At 63.5% G+C, this 16,693-nt stretch carries 6 protein-coding genes and 1 tRNA gene; 6 read left to right on the top strand and 1 reads right to left on the bottom strand.

The genetic code is table 11. From position 1 onward, the window contains the following. Positions 1-179: 179 nt before the first annotated feature. Positions 180-356 carry a hypothetical protein gene (locus tag ACZYOF_RS25885; RefSeq protein WP_463717547.1) on the top strand — a complete coding sequence of 59 codons (177 nt, stop codon included), beginning with the start codon at positions 180-182 and terminating at the stop codon, positions 354-356. Between the two features lie 8 nt (positions 357-364). Continuing rightward, positions 365-604: a hypothetical protein gene (locus tag ACZYOF_RS25880; protein WP_463717546.1), complete on the top strand. Its 240-nt coding sequence runs from the start codon at positions 365-367 to the stop codon at positions 602-604. A gap of 57 nt (positions 605-661) precedes the next feature. Here ACZYOF_RS25880 and ACZYOF_RS25875 read toward each other — a convergent pair. Next, positions 662-735: transfer RNA gene (locus tag ACZYOF_RS25875), tRNA-Gly, on the bottom strand. Between the two features lie 506 nt (positions 736-1,241). On the opposite strand from ACZYOF_RS25875, the gene ACZYOF_RS25870 reads away from it, so the two are divergent. The 4 genes from ACZYOF_RS25870 to ACZYOF_RS25855 all read left to right on the top strand — a co-directional run bounded on the left by ACZYOF_RS25870 (position 1,242) and on the right by ACZYOF_RS25855 (position 16,669). Continuing rightward, positions 1,242-2,003: an STN domain-containing protein gene (locus ACZYOF_RS25870; RefSeq protein WP_463717545.1), complete on the top strand. Its 762-nt coding sequence runs from the start codon at positions 1,242-1,244 to the stop codon at positions 2,001-2,003. Further along, positions 2,000-2,512 (top strand): RNA polymerase sigma factor, encoded by a 513-nt coding sequence (locus ACZYOF_RS25865; RefSeq protein ID WP_463717544.1) that lies wholly within the window; start codon positions 2,000-2,002, stop codon positions 2,510-2,512. The genes ACZYOF_RS25870 and ACZYOF_RS25865 overlap by 4 nt, the downstream gene beginning before the upstream one ends. A gap of 68 nt (positions 2,513-2,580) precedes the next feature. Continuing rightward, positions 2,581-3,705 carry a FecR family protein gene (locus tag ACZYOF_RS25860; RefSeq protein ID WP_463717543.1) on the top strand — a complete coding sequence of 375 codons (1,125 nt, stop codon included), beginning with the start codon at positions 2,581-2,583 and terminating at the stop codon, positions 3,703-3,705. A gap of 163 nt (positions 3,706-3,868) precedes the next feature. Then, complete coding sequence (locus ACZYOF_RS25855; protein ID WP_463717542.1) at positions 3,869-16,669, top strand: filamentous haemagglutinin family protein; 12,801 nt, start codon at positions 3,869-3,871, stop codon at positions 16,667-16,669. Positions 16,670-16,693 lie beyond the last annotated feature (24 nt).

The raw sequence follows: 16,693 nt of genomic DNA, 5'->3' as shown, positions 1-16,693 counted from the left end.
CGCCGCGAAGCGGCCGCGAGACCGAGGACTTTCTTCGCAATGCCCACCTCGATATCCCAGCGGCCGTCGAGGCGCTGCGCCAATACTGGATGCCGATCCGCTACGCACGCGCCCGCTGATCACTGCGAACGTGGGAGCTCTTACCGCTTACGCACTACCGGCCGAAGGAACACCCCAACATGGTGCGCGTGATCGATGAAAAGACGAACGCGGAAAGCTGGGTTCCTTTGCTCGATGACGCCGGTGTCGCCCTCTATCCGGAACTGATGAGCGAACTCGACGCTATCAAGCGCGACCGCATCGGCGGCCTCATGCTGCGGCGGGACTGCCTGACATGCCGGACTTCACGCACATGAGCCGAAAGGTGAAAGAGGTCATCCGGGCCGCCAATCTGCGCGACGAGCTATCATTCGCCTCGTTCAGGCACGGTGGCCTAACCGAGACCGGCGACGCCGAACTGACCGATCGCGAGATCTTGGCGCAGAGCAGGCATACCACGGTCAAGGTGTTGCCGAAGTACGTCAAGCGCACCACGACGCAGATCGCCACCGGCACCAAGAAGCGACGCGCCGTGCGAACGAAAGCCGGACATTTGTCCGAATGAGCATCAGCCAGCTTGTCCGAATGAGAAATTGGGAGTGTCGTAAGTGACTGAAAACATTGGAGCGGGTGAAGGGAATCGAACCCTCGTATTCAGCTTGGAAGGCTGCTGCTCTACCATTGAGCTACACCCGCGTAGGGATGATCCACTATCATGCCAGGAGGGCAGCCTCAACCGCCCTGAGCCGTTACGAACAGCCGGGTTCCAGCCGATCCGCCTTCGGGCCTTAACAGGCGCGAGGTGGCTGCCTATATTGCGTGTCCCATCAACAAAGAAAGGAGGTGATCCAGTGTCTTATCTCAAGCGCTGTCACCTCGCTGGGATCGCCCGCTAAGCAGTCCAAAGCTTGGCATCGGGGCGCTCTCAGCCCTGGACCAGCGAGCACGAGAATCGGGCGCGGCGGGAGCGATTCCGCCGCGTCTTTATAATTGGCCCAACTTGGAGGGGCGAATTGCCCCCGGCGGGGCGCCATGAAGCCGGAAACGGGCGGCGTCGTGAAACCGTAATATTGCGTGAATACTCATTGAGGCCGTCGGCTGGGATGCAGGCTGACGCCTGAGATTACCGTCAACGAGCAGATCGTGGAGTTCCTGGAAGCCGACACCGCAGTCCTGATCCATTGCGCGGTCGGACAGTGGTGATGCGTTCGCAGGACAAAGCTGCAACTGGACCTCATCGCCTCGGATGCGCGGCAGGTGCTTCGGGTAGAGCAAGGTTCCTGCTGTGGGCCACCCCTCTGACGCTCGCCGGCGTTATCGCCACGACAGGACATCTGTTTGCCCAAATGCCGTCCGCGAGCACGGCAATCAAGTTCGATATCCCTTCACAGTCCCTGAGCGCCGCACTCAATCGCTATGGCGACCTGACGGGCCGCGAGGCCCTCTACGATACGAGCCTTGCTTCGGGCAAGGTCTCGGGTGAAGTGCTGGGCGTGTTGACACCCAATGAGGCGCTGCAGCGGCTCCTCGCCGGGACTAATCTCTCCGCACGGTTCCTTTCCGAGAATGCGTTCGTCGTGCTGCCCACGTCACCCAGCGCGCGGCAAGCAACAACCCAAGAGCCATCAGCGGCACACCGACGTTATTATGGTCTGATTCAGGAGACCGTGCTGGACGCGCTTTGTCAGTCGGCGGTCACCCGTCCTGGCCATTACCGGATCGTGCTGGCGCTCTGGATCGGCTCGACGGGTAGAATCGAGAAATCTCGGCGCGTCGGCTCCGCCGGCAGCGGCAATATCGATCAGCAGATTGACGCAACCCTCGCGTCGGTGAGACTGCGGGAGCCGCCGCCGGCAGATTTCGCGCAGCCCATATTGATTGTTCTCGTGCCGCAAGCGCCTGGCGTTACACCGGGCTGTGCCTCCGCTGACACTGCTGCGCGTCCCGGTGGAGAGACGCGATGAGCGACCAGGCCCTGGCGGGAATCCGTCGCTTGTTCGTCGAACGCTATGAGGATCTGAAGGAGCGCTTGACCAGATATCTGGGTTCGGCCGACCTCGCTGGCGACGCAATGCACGATACCTGGCTGCGCCTCGCGCAGACGGAATCGATCGGAGTCGTCCAAAGCCAGCAAAGCTACCTTTTCCGTGCAGCCTTGAATGCCGCCGCCGACCGCCGCCGCAACGACGGACGCCACCTGTCCGTGGCCGAGATCGACAGCCTGCTTGACATGGCGGACGAAGCGCCGACGCCAGAGCAGATTGTGCTTGCGAGATCCGAGCTCGAGGCGTTCAAGGCCATGCTGGCGCAACTTCCTGCGCGCAGGCGTACGATCTTTCTGGCGGCACGACTGCACAATATTCCCCGTCAGGTCATCGCCGACCGTCTTGGCGTGTCACGGCGGCTGGTGGCGAAGGAGCTCCTCCTGGCTCACAAGGCGTTTGTCGAGCGCCTCAAGGAAATGAAGGGCTAGAGCATGATCCGGAAAAGTGGGAACCGGTTTTCCGTCGCGACAAACGCGAACGCGTTTGCGCAGAGATCATGCTCAAACAAAAGTGTGCGCATTTGTCACCGGCGAATCGTCTTAGGAGTGAGGTCGTCCGCAGTTTGGAAAGCGGACATGGCGACATCGATATCAAGGGACGCGCAGCTGGTATGAGCAACGCCCGTCATTTGGGCTCCGGCCTGAATGTCATCGAGGACGAGGCCATCGCGTGGGTGCAGAAGCTTGCGTCCGGCGAAGCGACGCGTGAGGACGTGGATGCACTGGCGCGATGGCGCGCACAAAGCCCTGCGCGTGAGGCCGCCTTTGTCGAGGCCAGTCGCGCGTGGAGCAGCGCGGGTGCTGCGGCGCGTATGCTGCAAGGCGCCGATCATGATATCTTCGCCGAACTCGATGCTCTCCGCCAACAGCGCAAGACACTCAGCCGCCGCCTCGTGGTGGGCGGCGGTGTGGCCGCGATTGCCGCGGCAACAGCATACGGCGCCGTCAACCCGCCACTTGGGCTCTGGCCCTCGTTGGCCGAACTGAAGGCCGACTACCACACAAGCACCGGCGAACAGAGCAGCGTGACGTTCGCAGGCGACATCGCTATCAACCTCAACACGCAGACCAGCCTGGCAATTCGATCCGCAGCCGGCGCGATGGACCGTGTTGAGCTGATCCTGGGAGAGGCCTCTTTCGTTGTTCCGGCACGGGCAAAACGATCATTGGGGGTTTTTGCGGCAGGCGGTGAGACCGTCGCGAACGCTGGAAAGTTCGATGTCCGCTACACCAAAGGCAGCGAACAGGCCTCGGTCAGCGTCACCTGTTTCGAGGGCGCGGCGCGGATTGCGCATGGGGCGGAGGTCGCCGGTCTCAAGGCTGGAGAGCGCGTTCACTACGGTTCGAGAGGACTGAGCCCGATCATCGCAATCGATCCGGTTGTTGCATCGGAATGGCAGCGGGGTATCGTCGAGTTTCGCGGGACCCCACTCGTCGAGGCGATCGAGGAAATCAACCGATACCGGCCCGGCAGGATCATCTTGATGAACCAAACGCTCGGGCAGAAGCAGCTCAGCGGTCGTTTTCGTATCGATCAGATAAACATGGTGCTGGAGCAGCTCGAGTACGCGTTTAACGCGAAGCTTCAGCGCTTCCCCGGCGGAATCGTGGTCCTTAGCTGAGCTTCGGCTACACGATTCAAAATTCCTGAAAAAATAGTGCGCGCGGGCGTGCTCAACGTCGCCGCAGAACCTGTCTTACCGGTGAGAGCCTTTTCAGTTCCGGCATCGCTGCGACATACCGCTGTGACGCTGGAAGCGCAGCCTTGTCCGTAGGAGCCCTTCGATGCCGGTGCAAAGTGATGTCAGTTCCACCACCACCGCGCACCGGGATCGGCGCCGCTCCATCCTCCTTGCGGGCGTGAGCGCTGCGGCGCTGTTTCTGTCTGCGTCCGAGGCAATGGCCCGCCCCCTGGGCGGATCCGCGCCGACAGCGTCGGCTGCGGCGGTCGCAGCGGCGCAGTCAGCCGCAGAGGAGGCGGCGCGCGCCGCCATGGCCGCGAACGATTCACTGCGACGCGCGACGCTTGCGCTCCAGGCGCAGCAGGCGGTCCAGCAAGCCGCGCGCGATGCCGCCCGGGCGGCGCAGCAGGCGAATGTTGTTCCCAACGGGCTCAGGCCGGGCGGTTTGCAGATTGGCAGCGGGGTTATCGGCCCCAATGGGAGCGTGAACCAGAACCTTTGGAAGGGAGCCGACCTCCCGACCGAGCGTGCGGATGGTGATCGCGTCAGCGTCGACATCAGGCAACGCGAGCAGAAGGCGATCCTGAGCTGGGATACCTTCAACGTCGGCGCCAGAACAGACCTTCGTTTCGACCAGCAGGGCAACCGCAATTGGGTCGCGCTGAACCGTGTGCTCGGCGCGGATGCCAGGCCGAGCCAGATTCTCGGCAGCATCAAGGCCGACGGCTCGGTCTACGTCATCAACCAGAACGGCATCATCTTCGGCGGCGCGTCCCAGGTGAATGTCGGTGCGCTGGTTGCGTCGACGGCGAAGCTCTCGAACGAGCAATTCCTCAACAACGGCATCTATTCGCGCTACGAGAACGGCACCTATTACCCGAGCTTCACGGATGCGGGCGGTGAGGTGAAGGTCGAGCCCGGCGCTCTCATCGAGACCAAGCCGCCAGCCAAGAACACGACCGGCGGCGGCTTCGTGCTGCTATTGGGTGCGGCTGTGGAGAATGCCGGCCGGATCTCGTCGCCGCAGGGACAGGTGATACTGGGGGCAGGCGACGATTTTCTCCTGCGCGCGGGCTATGGCACCGCCGCCAACCAGGCTTCGACGACGCGCGGCCATGAGATTGTGCCGCTCTTGCGTGCGGACAGTCTCAGTGGCGCGGTCACCAATTCCGGCTTGATCTACAGCCAGCAGGGCGACATCACGCTTGCCGGGCGCGCCATCGTGCAAGACGGCGCCCTCGTGTCGACCACCTCCGTCAACACGCGCGGCACGATTCATCTTCTGAACGCCGTCTCCGATACCAACGGGAGCGTCACGCTCGGTGCCAACAGCCTGACCACCATCCTGCCCGAGCTCGACAGCGACGCGACCGCGCTCAACAGCCAACGCGATGCGTTCGTCACGGCAGTGCGCCCTGTCGGCTATGATCCGCAGTTCGACAATCTCTCCAAGCTGCCGGATCGCCTGGACCAGTCGCGTATCGAGATCGTGACCGGCGGCGACGTGGTCTTCAGAGGCGGCTCGATCACGCAGGCCCAGGGCGGGCAGGTGGCGGTTTCGGCGATCGGTCGCGTCTTTACCGGAAGCGGCGCCACCATCGATGTCTCCGGCACCCGCGGTGTGCTACTGCCAATGTCGGCCAACAACATCGAGGTCAATATCCAGGGCAACGAACTGCGCGACAGTCCGGCCAATCGGGATCAGAGCTATCTGAAGAACGCGGATGTCTGGATTGATCTGCGCGATCTCGTCCTGGTGCCCGCCGGAACCGGCGGTTATGCATCGGACCGCTACTACACCCCCGGCGGACTGCTGGAGGTCTCCGGTTATCTCAGCAATACCGCGCACAAGATTGGCGAATGGACTGCCGTCGGCGGCACCATCACCTTGTCGGCACGGGACGTCGTCGCGCAGCCGGGCTCGATCTTCAACATCTCCGGCGGCTCCGTCACTTATGAGGGCGGCTATATCAAGACCAGCAATTTCGTTGGTGCGGACGGCCGGACCTACAACATCAACAATGCGCGCGCCGATATGCAGTTCACGGCGCTCGGCGGGAGCTTTGTGCGCAAGCATTATATCCAAGACAAGGTTGACGATGCGCTGACCGAGATTTGGGCATCACCGTTCGGCAGGGGACGCGTGAGCCAGCGCTGGGAGGATGGCTATACGGTCGGCCGCGACGCCGGCCAGCTCATTCTTTCGACGCCGACGTCGATCTTCGAAGGCACCATCCTCGCTGACATCGTCAAGGGTGAGCGCCAAAGCGGGAAGCGGCCTTCCGGCGCCACCGACGGCTACAAGCTGGGCCAGAACACGGTAGCGCAAGCGGGAACGCTCGCGCTTGGGGATTACGGCAAGCCTGGCCAGAGCCCAGGCGCGCCGCTCGGTTTTGTCACCGATGTCAAATTTGACGATCATGTTCCCTCGCTCGCGAACGCGCTGTCGCCGAACGGGTCGGTGCCTGAGGACCGCGCCAATACCGCGTGGTTCGATACCAGGCAGCTCAACAGCTTCGGATTGGGCGGCTTGACGGTGACGACCGGCGGGCATGTCGCCATCGACGCTCCGCTGATACTGGCGCCGGGCGGTCAGATCACCGCTGCCGCACCGGTTATCGATGTCAACAGCACCGTCACCGTGCGCAGCGGCAATGTGTCCTTCAGCAATGTCGTCGACGTCGGCACCGGGACGCTGCCGACCATCGACGGCATGCTGGGCGTGCGGCTGAACCCGGGCGCCGTGATCGATACGCGCGGGCTGTGGACCAATGCACTCCTTGATCGCGGCAATCTGTCCGGTCTCGCTTTTGTCGGCGGCGGCAATGTCTCGCTGAACTCGCCCCAATCCGTGAAGCTCTCCGCGGGCAGCCTGATCGATGCGTCTTCCGGCGGCGCCATCCTCATCAATGGCAAGATCACAGGCGGCAAGGGTGGAAACATCACCCTGATCGCGGATGTGGCGAACGGGTTCGATCTTCTTCCAGGCGATCCGCTGGTGCTCGAAGGCACCGTTCGATCGCACGGAATGACAAAGGGCGGCACGCTGACCATCAGCAGCGGCAGCGCCATCAATATTTCCGACCTGCCGTTGCTCGCGGATGGTTTGCTCCCCGCCGGACAGGCTACGACGACAGTTCTGTTTCTGGATTCCGCCCTGGTCATTCCGGCGGGGACGCAGATCCCGTTCACTTACAGCATGACTGTCAGGAAGGCGCTTCCTGGCGAAGCGCTGCAAATGGATCTGATGCCCGACTTCTCCAGGGGCGTAACCGTCGGCGCAAATTGGCAGGTGCCTGACAGCCTGGCCTACGTATACGACAGTAACTTCACTTATTACTCTCCGGGCACCCAGGTACCCGCGGGCACGCAACTGCTGGGATCAGCCGGGGACCTCACCGCGGGCTATGTTGTTCCGGCCGACGCCTTTCCAAATGGATTGGCCGTCACGCCGACCACTGTGACTTATGCAGCAGGATCTACTGCTGCAAAGGAGTTGAGCGTGCCGACAGGGACGCGGATTCCCGCCGGAACCGTCCTCGCGCAGACCGTTGCCATCAAGCCACCGCTCAATCTCGACCCCGGCATCTTCAAGAGCGGGTTTTCGAATTACGACATTTCGAGCCAGGTCGGCGTCGTGGTCAGCAAGAATACCCAGGTCGATGTGACGATGCCGGTCTACCGGACGACCGCGGCAAGCTATACGGTGCCGACCGGCAGTGACCCGGCCACCGCGCTCGAAGTCTGGACACCGCCGCTCTACCAGGAAAATGTCAGCACTGGGCAGCTTACGCAGCGCGCCGGCGCCAGCCTCAAGCTGACCACGGATCCCAACACGGCGAGCGGATCCGGGATCCTGATCGACACGGGTGCGGCCTTGCGTGTGGATCCGGGCCAGTCGGTCGGCATCGCGAGCACGGGCCAGGTCACCGTGGACGGCATGATCTCGGCGCCGGGCGGGGCGATCACGATCGATCTCACCTTGCAGTCTCAGACCGGCATCCCGGGCCAGTCGATCTGGATCGGCGACAACGCTGTTCTCGATGTGGCGGGGCGGTCGGTGACGGCCGTGGATCGCCAGGGCCGGCCCTATGGTGTCGTTTCCGACGGCGGTTCGATTGCGATCGGCGTCAGGTTCGACTCCAACGGTCAAGTCGATAACAATGGTTTCGTCGTGGTCCGGCCGGGAGCCGTGCTCGATGCTTCCGGTGCGAGTGCAGTGATCGCACCATACGGCGCGGTCGGAGGTGCCCCGACCGCGGTGGCGAGCAATGGCGGCAGCATCGCGCTCGCGTCCCGGCACGGAATCTTTCTGGACGGCACGGTGCGTGCGGCGACGGGCGGAGCGGGCGCCTCCGGCGGCACACTGTCGCTGTTGCTCGGTGAAAAGCCGGCGGGGGCCGATTGGGACCCGTCGGATGTCCAACTCGTACCGCGTCGTCTGATCATCACTCAGGACTACGTGCCGAGCGGCATGCGCGCCGATCTCAAGCCTGGAGAAGCCGATCCTACGCTGGGCTATGGGGTGGCGCGGATCAGCGCCAAACAGGTCGAGGCCGGCGGTTTCGACAGTCTTTCCCTGTGGTCATCGACCGCATTCGTGTTCGACGGTCCAGTATCGCTCAATCTGGGACGCAGCATCGTTTTCGACCGAGGCGTGCTGACGAGCAGCGACACCGCCAGCAGCGTGGCGCTGACGGCCCCCTACGTTCTACTGCGCGGGTATGCTTTTACGACCGGTCTGCCCGGGTCCAGCTTTTCCATATCGTCACCCTCCTCGCAGGCAACGACCGCAAAGCTCACGGTCTCGGCCGATTTGATCGACATCCAGAACTACGTCCAGTTCGGGGCGAGCGGTAAAATCGAGTCGAACAGCGGCGCGCAGGTGTTGTACGACATGGCTGGTTTCAGGGACATCGATCTCACCAGCCGTGGCGACATTCGGTTTGTGCGCAATACTGCGCAGACCAGCACCTTCCCCTCAGGGACGCGTACGACACTGCGGACGCCCGGCAACCTCACGCTCACGGCGGCCCAGCTCTATCCAACTACTGGCGCCCAGGCCGAGGTCTACGCTGCTTTCGATCCTTCGCTGCCCGACGCCAGACTCTCCATCAAACGCATCGACGATGCATTGCCGCAGACGCCGTTCTCGGCCTTCGGCAGCTTGTCGCTCTATGCCACCGTTATCGACCAGGGTGGCGTCATCCGCGCGCCGCTCGGCGACATCGTCCTTGGTGCCGACAGCAACAGCTTCGGCACCATCAGCACGACCGGCGCAGTAAATCTGCTTCCTGGAAGCATCACCTCGGTGAGCGCCGCCGGGCTGCTGCTTCCTTTTGGCGGCACGACGGACGGCGTGAGCTACAAGTACAACGGCAGCGAATTTTCGTATGGCGGGATCAATACGCCGGTCGGCGGCAGCATCACGTTCAACGCGCAATCCGTCGTCGGGCACGCGGGCGCGACGCTCGACCTCTCGGGCGGCGGCGAACTTGCGGGCGCGGCGTTCATCTCCGGCCGTGGCGGTTCGGTCGACATCCTGACTACGGCTTTGGCCAATGCCAATCCGGCTAATTCCTTCAGTGCCTCCGGCAATGCTGTCTATGCCATCATGCCCGGCTATGCGAGCAGCTACGCGCCGAGCGATCCCAGCAGTCGGGCTGCACCGGTCACGGGCCAGCAGATCACGATACCGGCCGGCGTTCCGGGCCTGCCCGCCGGCACCTATACCCTGCTGCCCTCGCAGTATGCGCTGTTGCCCGGCGCCTTCCGTGTCGAACTCGGCGGCACATCAAAGGCCCCGCTCTCCGGCGCGATCAAGACAGAGCCCGGCTCCTATGGCTCCTATGTCGTGGATGCCAATACCAGCATTGCCAACACGTCGATCCAGTCGTCGCTTGCTGTCCGGGCGATCATCATGCCCGGCACGACGGTGCGCAAATATGCGCAATACAATGAGATGAGTTACAGCGACTTCGCGATCCAGAAGGCGGCGACGCTCAGCCAGACCCGTCCGGCATTGCCGGCGGACGCCAAGACCCTCAACCTGCTGCTCGCTGCCGGGGCCATCGAAGCGCTGACCTTCGCCGGCACCGCCCTGTTTCAGCCCGCCGAAGGCGGAATAGGGGGGACGGCGACCGTTGACGTCACCTCTGCGGATGGTACGCGTCCGCCGCTGGAGATTTTCGGCGCCGCGCCAACGCCGGGATTTGATGGCGTTTCGGTGCGCGCGTCCGAGCTTAATGCGCTCAACGCGGGGCGGCTCTGGATCGGCGGCAGCAGGTGGTTGATCGGTGGATCCTCGTCGATCGTAAACTTCCGCGGCAGCACGGAAATCATCAATGTGCGCGCCGACGCCTATCTGCGCGCGCCCGAAATATTCCTCATCGCCGCCGACTACAATCCATATGATGACGTCGATGGTGGCCGGATCAATATCGAGGCTGGTGCGCGGATCGAAACCATCGGGATGGGCAAGCCGCCATTCGATTCATCCGACGGCCTGCTCTATTCGAGCCCAGGCACCATGGTCGCAGTCTCGAACGGATGGCTCAACTTCCTGCCTCCGGCGAGTGGCGGGACAGCGACAGGCGGAATCACAATCGGCGCTTGTCCGAGCGGTTCGTGCTCCAGCGACGCACGCATCGTCTCCGACGGCACAATTACGTTCCTGACTCCAGGCGAGGTGAAATTCGGCACGAATTTCAGGTTGGGCGCGAAGTACCTGTCCCTCGCGGTGCCTACCATCAATATCGGTGAGACCGCCGCGTTGGCTGATGCCAACGTTCCCACCGGCTTTCTGCTGAATCAAAGTGTCCTGAACATGTTGCTGGCCGGCGATCCCAGTCTCGGCGCGCCGAAGCTCGAGCGTCTGACATTGGGGGCCGCCAATTCGATCAATTTCTTTGGGACGGTGAGCCTGAGCACGATCGACCCGGCAACTGGAAAATCTTCTCTGGGTCAGCTCGTGCTGAACACGCCGGCGATCTACGGTTATGGTGATGCGGGGGATGTTGCGACAATCACCACCGAGACGCTGTACTGGAACGGCGTGATCGGCAACGTCGTGGGACCAGCGGACCAATTCGGCAGCGCGCCTCCCGGCGCCGTTGTGCAAAATGGTCCCGGCACCGGCAGCGGCGCGCTGAACATCAACGCCGAACGCATTGTATTCGGCTACAGCGATACGGAGCGACAGCGCAAGGACACGACGCTCGATCGTCTGGCACTCGGCTTCTCGACCGTCAATCTTGCCGCCAGCGATCGCATCACCGCCAATGGCAAAGGCTCGCTATCGGTCTACCAGGCGCAGGGCGATTATGTTGAACGCAAGGGCTATGCCTATAGCGGTGGTGCCCTCAACCTGATCACGCCGCTACTGACAGGTGAGGCCGGCTCCGTCACCACCATCACGGCGGGCGGCCCGCTCACCATGCGCGCGCCGGCGGGCGCCGCGGTTGTCACGACGGATGCGCTCGGCGCCGAAATCCGCTTGAACGCGGCGAGCATCACGCAGTTCGACACCACCATCGGCCTGCCCAGCGGACGGCTGACCATGAATGCGACCGGCGACATCGTGCTCGCCTCGGGATCGAAGCTCGACCTCGCCGGCCGTGCCGTGCAGCTGATCGATCAGACCCGCTACAGCTGGGGCGGCGACGTGATCCTGACCAGCACGGAAGGCAACGTGGTCCAGCAGGTGGGGTCGACGATCGATATCTCGGCCGCGAACAACGATGCCGGCACCGTGACGGTGGAGGCGCTGGGCGCCGGGGCGGGGCGGGTGGATCTGGCCGGCCTGATCAAGGGCGACAGCAGCGGCGGCCATGACGCGGGCGGGGGTGCGATCGTTCCGTACGATCAAGGCGGCATCGCCATTCGCGCCCAGACGTTGGCTGACTTCGTGGATCTCAACCAGCGCCTGACCGAGAGCGGCGTCATCGGCGCGCGCAGCTTCGTGCTCAAGCAGGGCGATCTCACGATCGGCAACGAGGTGAAGGCGCGCGAGGTCACTATCTCGGTCGACGGCGGCAGCCTTACCGTGGTGGGCCGCATCGACGCCAGCGGCGCGGAGGTCGGCACCATCAGGCTTTCCGCACGCGACAACCTGACCCTGGCCTCGGGATCGATGCTCGACGCGCATGGCACGGTGCTGCGCGTCGACAGCTACGGCCAACCGATCGAAGCGTCGAACCGCGCCGTTGTCGAGTTGACGACGGCACAGGGCACGCTTGATCTTGCAGCGGGCGCCACGATCGATGTGCGTTCGGCGGACACGGTCGCGCGCGGCAGCATCATCTTGAACGCGCCGCGTCGCGGCGGCGTGAACGGTACGGGCGACGGCGCCAACGACATTGCCGTCTCCGCGGCAGGGCCGCTTGATATTCGCGGCGCGCAAAGCATCGCGCTGAACGGATTCCGCAGCTACAACGATGCGCCTCTCGATCCCAACCCCACTGCCAGCGGTCGTCCGAACCAGATCATCACCCAGGACTATCTTGACGGCATCGATGCCGACAGCACCGCATTCATTGATGCGGCCTGGCTGAATGGCGCGCTGCAGTCGAAGATCGCCGGTCTCAAGGCATATGGAAACGCCTTCCATCTGCGGCCCGGCGTCGAGATCAGAAGCGCAACCGACGATGGCGACCTGACGGTGCAGGGCGATATCGACCTTGCCGGATACCGCTACGGCTCCAATGCGGATCGCAATCCGATGTCGCCGACCTATGGGGCAGGCGAACCGGGCTCGATTGTCATCCGCGCCGGCGGCGATCTCAACATCTACGGCAGCGTCACCGACGGCTTCGGCAAGCCGGTGGCAACGCCCGACGGCGACAATGGCTGGTATCTCACGAGGCCGGGCTATCAGGGAACGGATGCGAACAGTGTCGACCTCAAGCTCCCTGTCAGCGTGACCATCGCGGCGGGAACGATGCTCGGCGGCGTCGATTCCCTGAACTTCGCCATTCCGCTCGGTAACATGACCGTGGTCGCGGGCGCGGTGATCCCGACGGAGGTCACGCTCGCCGATTCAGTCACCGTTCCTGCTGGCGGCGTTGTTGCAAGAGCCACGATTCGGCTCCCGGACGGCCAGACTTTTACCAAAGGACAGGTCATCCCTGGCGGCACCGAGCTTCCAGCCGGGACAATACTGAGTGCCGGCACTCTCCTGCCGGTTGTCGTGCCAATCCAGGCGATGCTCTGGCCAGCAGGCGCTCCTTTGGGTGTGTTCTTGACTGAAATCACTCCCATCAAAGTCGCGCAGGATATAACCATTCCCGCCGGCTCAGTCCTTCCAGGACTGCTTCAGATTTCCGAAGGCGGTTTTGTCACGATCGACCCAAGCGGCGAGCGCGTCATCAACCCATTTGTTCCGCTGCGCGCGCCTGGAGCGGATGGACGCCAGGGTAAAGTCTGGGGGAGCGCTCCCATGCTTTCCGCAGGATCACTGTCGTGGTCAATGCGGCTCGCAGCCGGCGCCGATCTCAGGTCGGCTGACACCCGCACGTTGAAGCCGGGCCGCAGCGGAGACATCAACCTGGCCGACACCCATTACTCGGGAGCTGTCGGGCTCGTCATTCTCCCGGGCAACTCGCAGGGAGTCGATCCCAGCGACGATCCTGTCTTCTGGTGCAGCTATGCTCCTGAAATATGCGGTCCAGGTTTCAGGCTCGGGTCGCCGATTTTCAGCGTGCCGCGCACCGGCACGGGTGATCTCGAATTGCTGGCGGGGGGCAACTACACGCAATACTCACTCTATGGCGTCTACACCGCCGGCACTCAGGCTGCCGCGGTCGATCCGAAATACCAGCTTCCGCGCGGCGCCGATGGCAAAACGCTGCCCGACGGGACGCTCTATCAGGCCTATTATCCAGATCACGGCGGCAACGTGCTGCTCTCGGCCGGCGGCAATATTTCCGGCCTGAGCTTCGGCACCAGCAATGCGGTTGGCAACTGGCTGTGGCGGCAGGGCGGGGACATCGCCGGCCAGGCGACGGCCTGGTGGATCAACTTCGGACTCTACTCCAACGGAGTCAACCCGAACGATGGCAGCCAGACGTTGGGGACGCTGACCGGCTTCAGCGGCCTCGGCGCACTTGGCGGCGGTAACGTGACCGTTTCAGCCGGTGGCGATATCGGTGCCCTGACGAGTCTCTATCCGCCGAATACGGCGCTCGACGTGGCAATCGGCGGAACCGGACGCGTGACATCGGTCACCATGGATGGTGATCGGGTCACCGGCGGAACGCTGGATCTCACCGGCGGCGGTGACCTGACCATCAAGATCGGCGGCATACTGCACGGCGGCATGTCCTTCAACGGACCGGGCGCCACGCTGACGAATCTCCGTGGGCAGCTTGATCTGGCGGCTGGCGCGATCGGCACGCTCGCACCTGTGTATGAGGCCAGTACCGTGGATCCGCGCGCCCCCGATCCGCTGGTCGCCTACCAGACGCGATACAGTGACGGATTGTTCGTCGTCCTTGGCGATGCGGCGGCGACGCTGACCACCCGCGGCGATCTGGCTCTGGCCGGCACCGCCGATCCCGGCCGTCTACCTGTCCAAAACACCACGCCTTTCCTCTACACCGCCGCGGATGGCACGCAGATTCCCTACGATCATGGCGGCAATTCGTGGTTCTCGCTCTGGCGTCCGACCACCTCGATCGACCTGTTCGCGGCAGGTGGCAATCTGATGCCGATGTTCGACTATCAACCGCCCCTTACTGGCAATGCATATAATTGGGATCCGACCTACGCCCCGCCCACCTTCCGCGCTGTTGCCGCGAGCGGCGATATCCTTCTTCCCGGTGAAGTTTCGGCCTACGGCGCATTGCGGGGTTTCGAACTAGCGCCGTCGCCGGTTGGCCAGCTCGAATTGCTGGCACGCGGCTCGATCTACGCGAATGGCTTCTCCGTCAGCATCTCCGGCGCCAGGGCCGATGCCAATTCGATTGCGAATCCATTCAAGCCGGCGTTCTACGCCGGCGCACCTGGTCAGCCGATACCGGATCCCATCACCGGCCAGCCGATCACAAACGTCACCCCGGCGCTACTGACCGCTGGCGCCTTTGGGAGTCTCAGCCCATTCACGTTCTTTCTCGATACGCCGATCGCGGACACGCCGACCGCGACATTGCACGCCGCCGATCCCGAGCCCGTGCGCTTCTATGCGGCAAATGGCGACATTATTGGCCTCACCACCGGAGGAATTTCGACGGTTAATCCGTATGACGTCTCGTCCGCGAAATACTACGTCGCGGCAAAGCCGGTGCGCATCATGGCGGGCCGCGACATCATCGACGCAGCCAATGATCGCTCGTCCGGCAGTCTGATCCTGCACAACCATGAAACCGATATTTCGGTAATTTCGGCCGGCCGCGACATCTATTACGCCAAGTACGGCATCGCCGGACCCGGACAGTTCGACATCACCGCCGGCCGCAACGTGTACCAGGCCGACAAGGGTCTGCTGGTGAGCATCGGCATGCTTCCGGACGTCGATCCGCTGGCGGCGGAGAATCGCAGCGGCGGCGCCGGAATCACGGTCACTGCGGGCGTCGGCACAAGCGGGCCGAACTATTCCGGGTTCGCCGAGCGCTATTTTGACTCAGCAAATCTCGCCGATCCTGCGCGGCCGCTTGCCGACCAGCCCGGCAAGGTGGCCAAGACCTATGAAGACGACCTGTTCACCTGGCTCACGAAGCGGTTCTCGCCCGAGCACCCCTATGTCGCCAATGGCAAGCAATATGTCTTCACCGGCACCAAGGAGGAGGCGCTCGCGTTCTTCGTGGCGCTGCCTGCCGAACAGCAAGGCGTGTTCGTCCGGCAGGTCTATTACGCCGAGCTCGATATCAGCGGGAAGGAGTACAACGATCAGGACAGTCGCCGTGCCGGCAGCTACGTGCGTGGCCGCGAGGCCATCGCCACGCTGTTTCCGGGCAACGACGCCGCAGGCCGGCCGATCGCCTATCACGGCGACATCACGATGTTCAGCTCGCTCACGCCCAATCCGGACAATCCGACCGGGCCACAGATCCTGCGGGATGCGGGTATCCGCACTGAACTCGGCGGCGCGATCCAGACCTTGACGCCCGGCGGACAGACACTGGTCGGCGTCGAAGGCATCGCTCCCGGCCCCAATGCCGGTCTGATCACGATGGGCGCCGACAGCGCTATCCAGATGTATTCAAAGGGCAGCGTCCTGTTGGGCCTCTCCCGCGTCATGACCACATACGGCGGCGATATCCTGATCTGGTCGGCGGAAGGCGATATCAATGCCGGCCGCGGCTCCAAGACGACGCAGATCTTCACGCCGCCGCTCCGCAGCTATGACCGCTACGGCAACGTGACCATCTCTCCGCCGATGCCGTCGAGCGGCGCGGGCATTGCCGCCATCAGGTCTCTCCCGGACGTACCGCCAAGCGACGTCAATCTGGTTGCTCCGCTCGGCACCATCGATGCGGGCGAAGCCGGCATCCGCGCCAACAATGTCAATCTGGCTGCGCTGCAGATCATCAATGCCGGCAACATCCAGGCGCAAGGGACCGTCACCGGCGTTCCCATCATCGAGGCGCCGAATGTGAGCAATGCGCTCGCGGCGAACAGCACCGCCGGAGCCGCGGCGCAACAGGCTGCGGTCCCGCGGCAAGGTCCGGCTGACGCCCAGCCGTCGGTCATTATCGTCGAGTTCATCGGTTTTGGCGGCCCGCAGGATGAAGGCGATCAGCCGCGTGACGAACGACGACGTCCTGGGCGTCAGAGCGGACAGTACGATCCGAATGGCAGGCTTCGTGTCATTGGGAACGGTCCGGGCGCGGCCGAGCAGGCAGGTGAACTGACCACGGAGGAGCGAAGCAAGATGACCAAGCAGATGGATGCGTCCGGGTCCCTGTGAGGCGGGTACGTGACAGGTCGGGGC

It is taken from the genome of Bradyrhizobium sp. LeoA1Lang (assembly GCF_055413685.1).
Note: the sequence above shows the minus strand (reverse complement) of the source record. Positions and strands in the feature narration are given on the sequence as shown.

Coding starts and splice junctions, on each gene's coding strand:
- ACZYOF_RS25860 (WP_463717543.1), top strand. CDS start 2,581: ATGCTCAAACAAAAGTGTGCGCATTTGTCACCGGCGAATCGTCTTAGG.
- ACZYOF_RS25885 (WP_463717547.1), top strand. CDS start 180: ATGGTGCGCGTGATCGATGAAAAGACGAACGCGGAAAGCTGGGTTCCT.
- ACZYOF_RS25865 (WP_463717544.1), top strand. CDS start 2,000: ATGAGCGACCAGGCCCTGGCGGGAATCCGTCGCTTGTTCGTCGAACGC.
- ACZYOF_RS25855 (WP_463717542.1), top strand. CDS start 3,869: ATGCCGGTGCAAAGTGATGTCAGTTCCACCACCACCGCGCACCGGGAT.
- ACZYOF_RS25870 (WP_463717545.1), top strand. CDS start 1,242: ATGCGTTCGCAGGACAAAGCTGCAACTGGACCTCATCGCCTCGGATGC.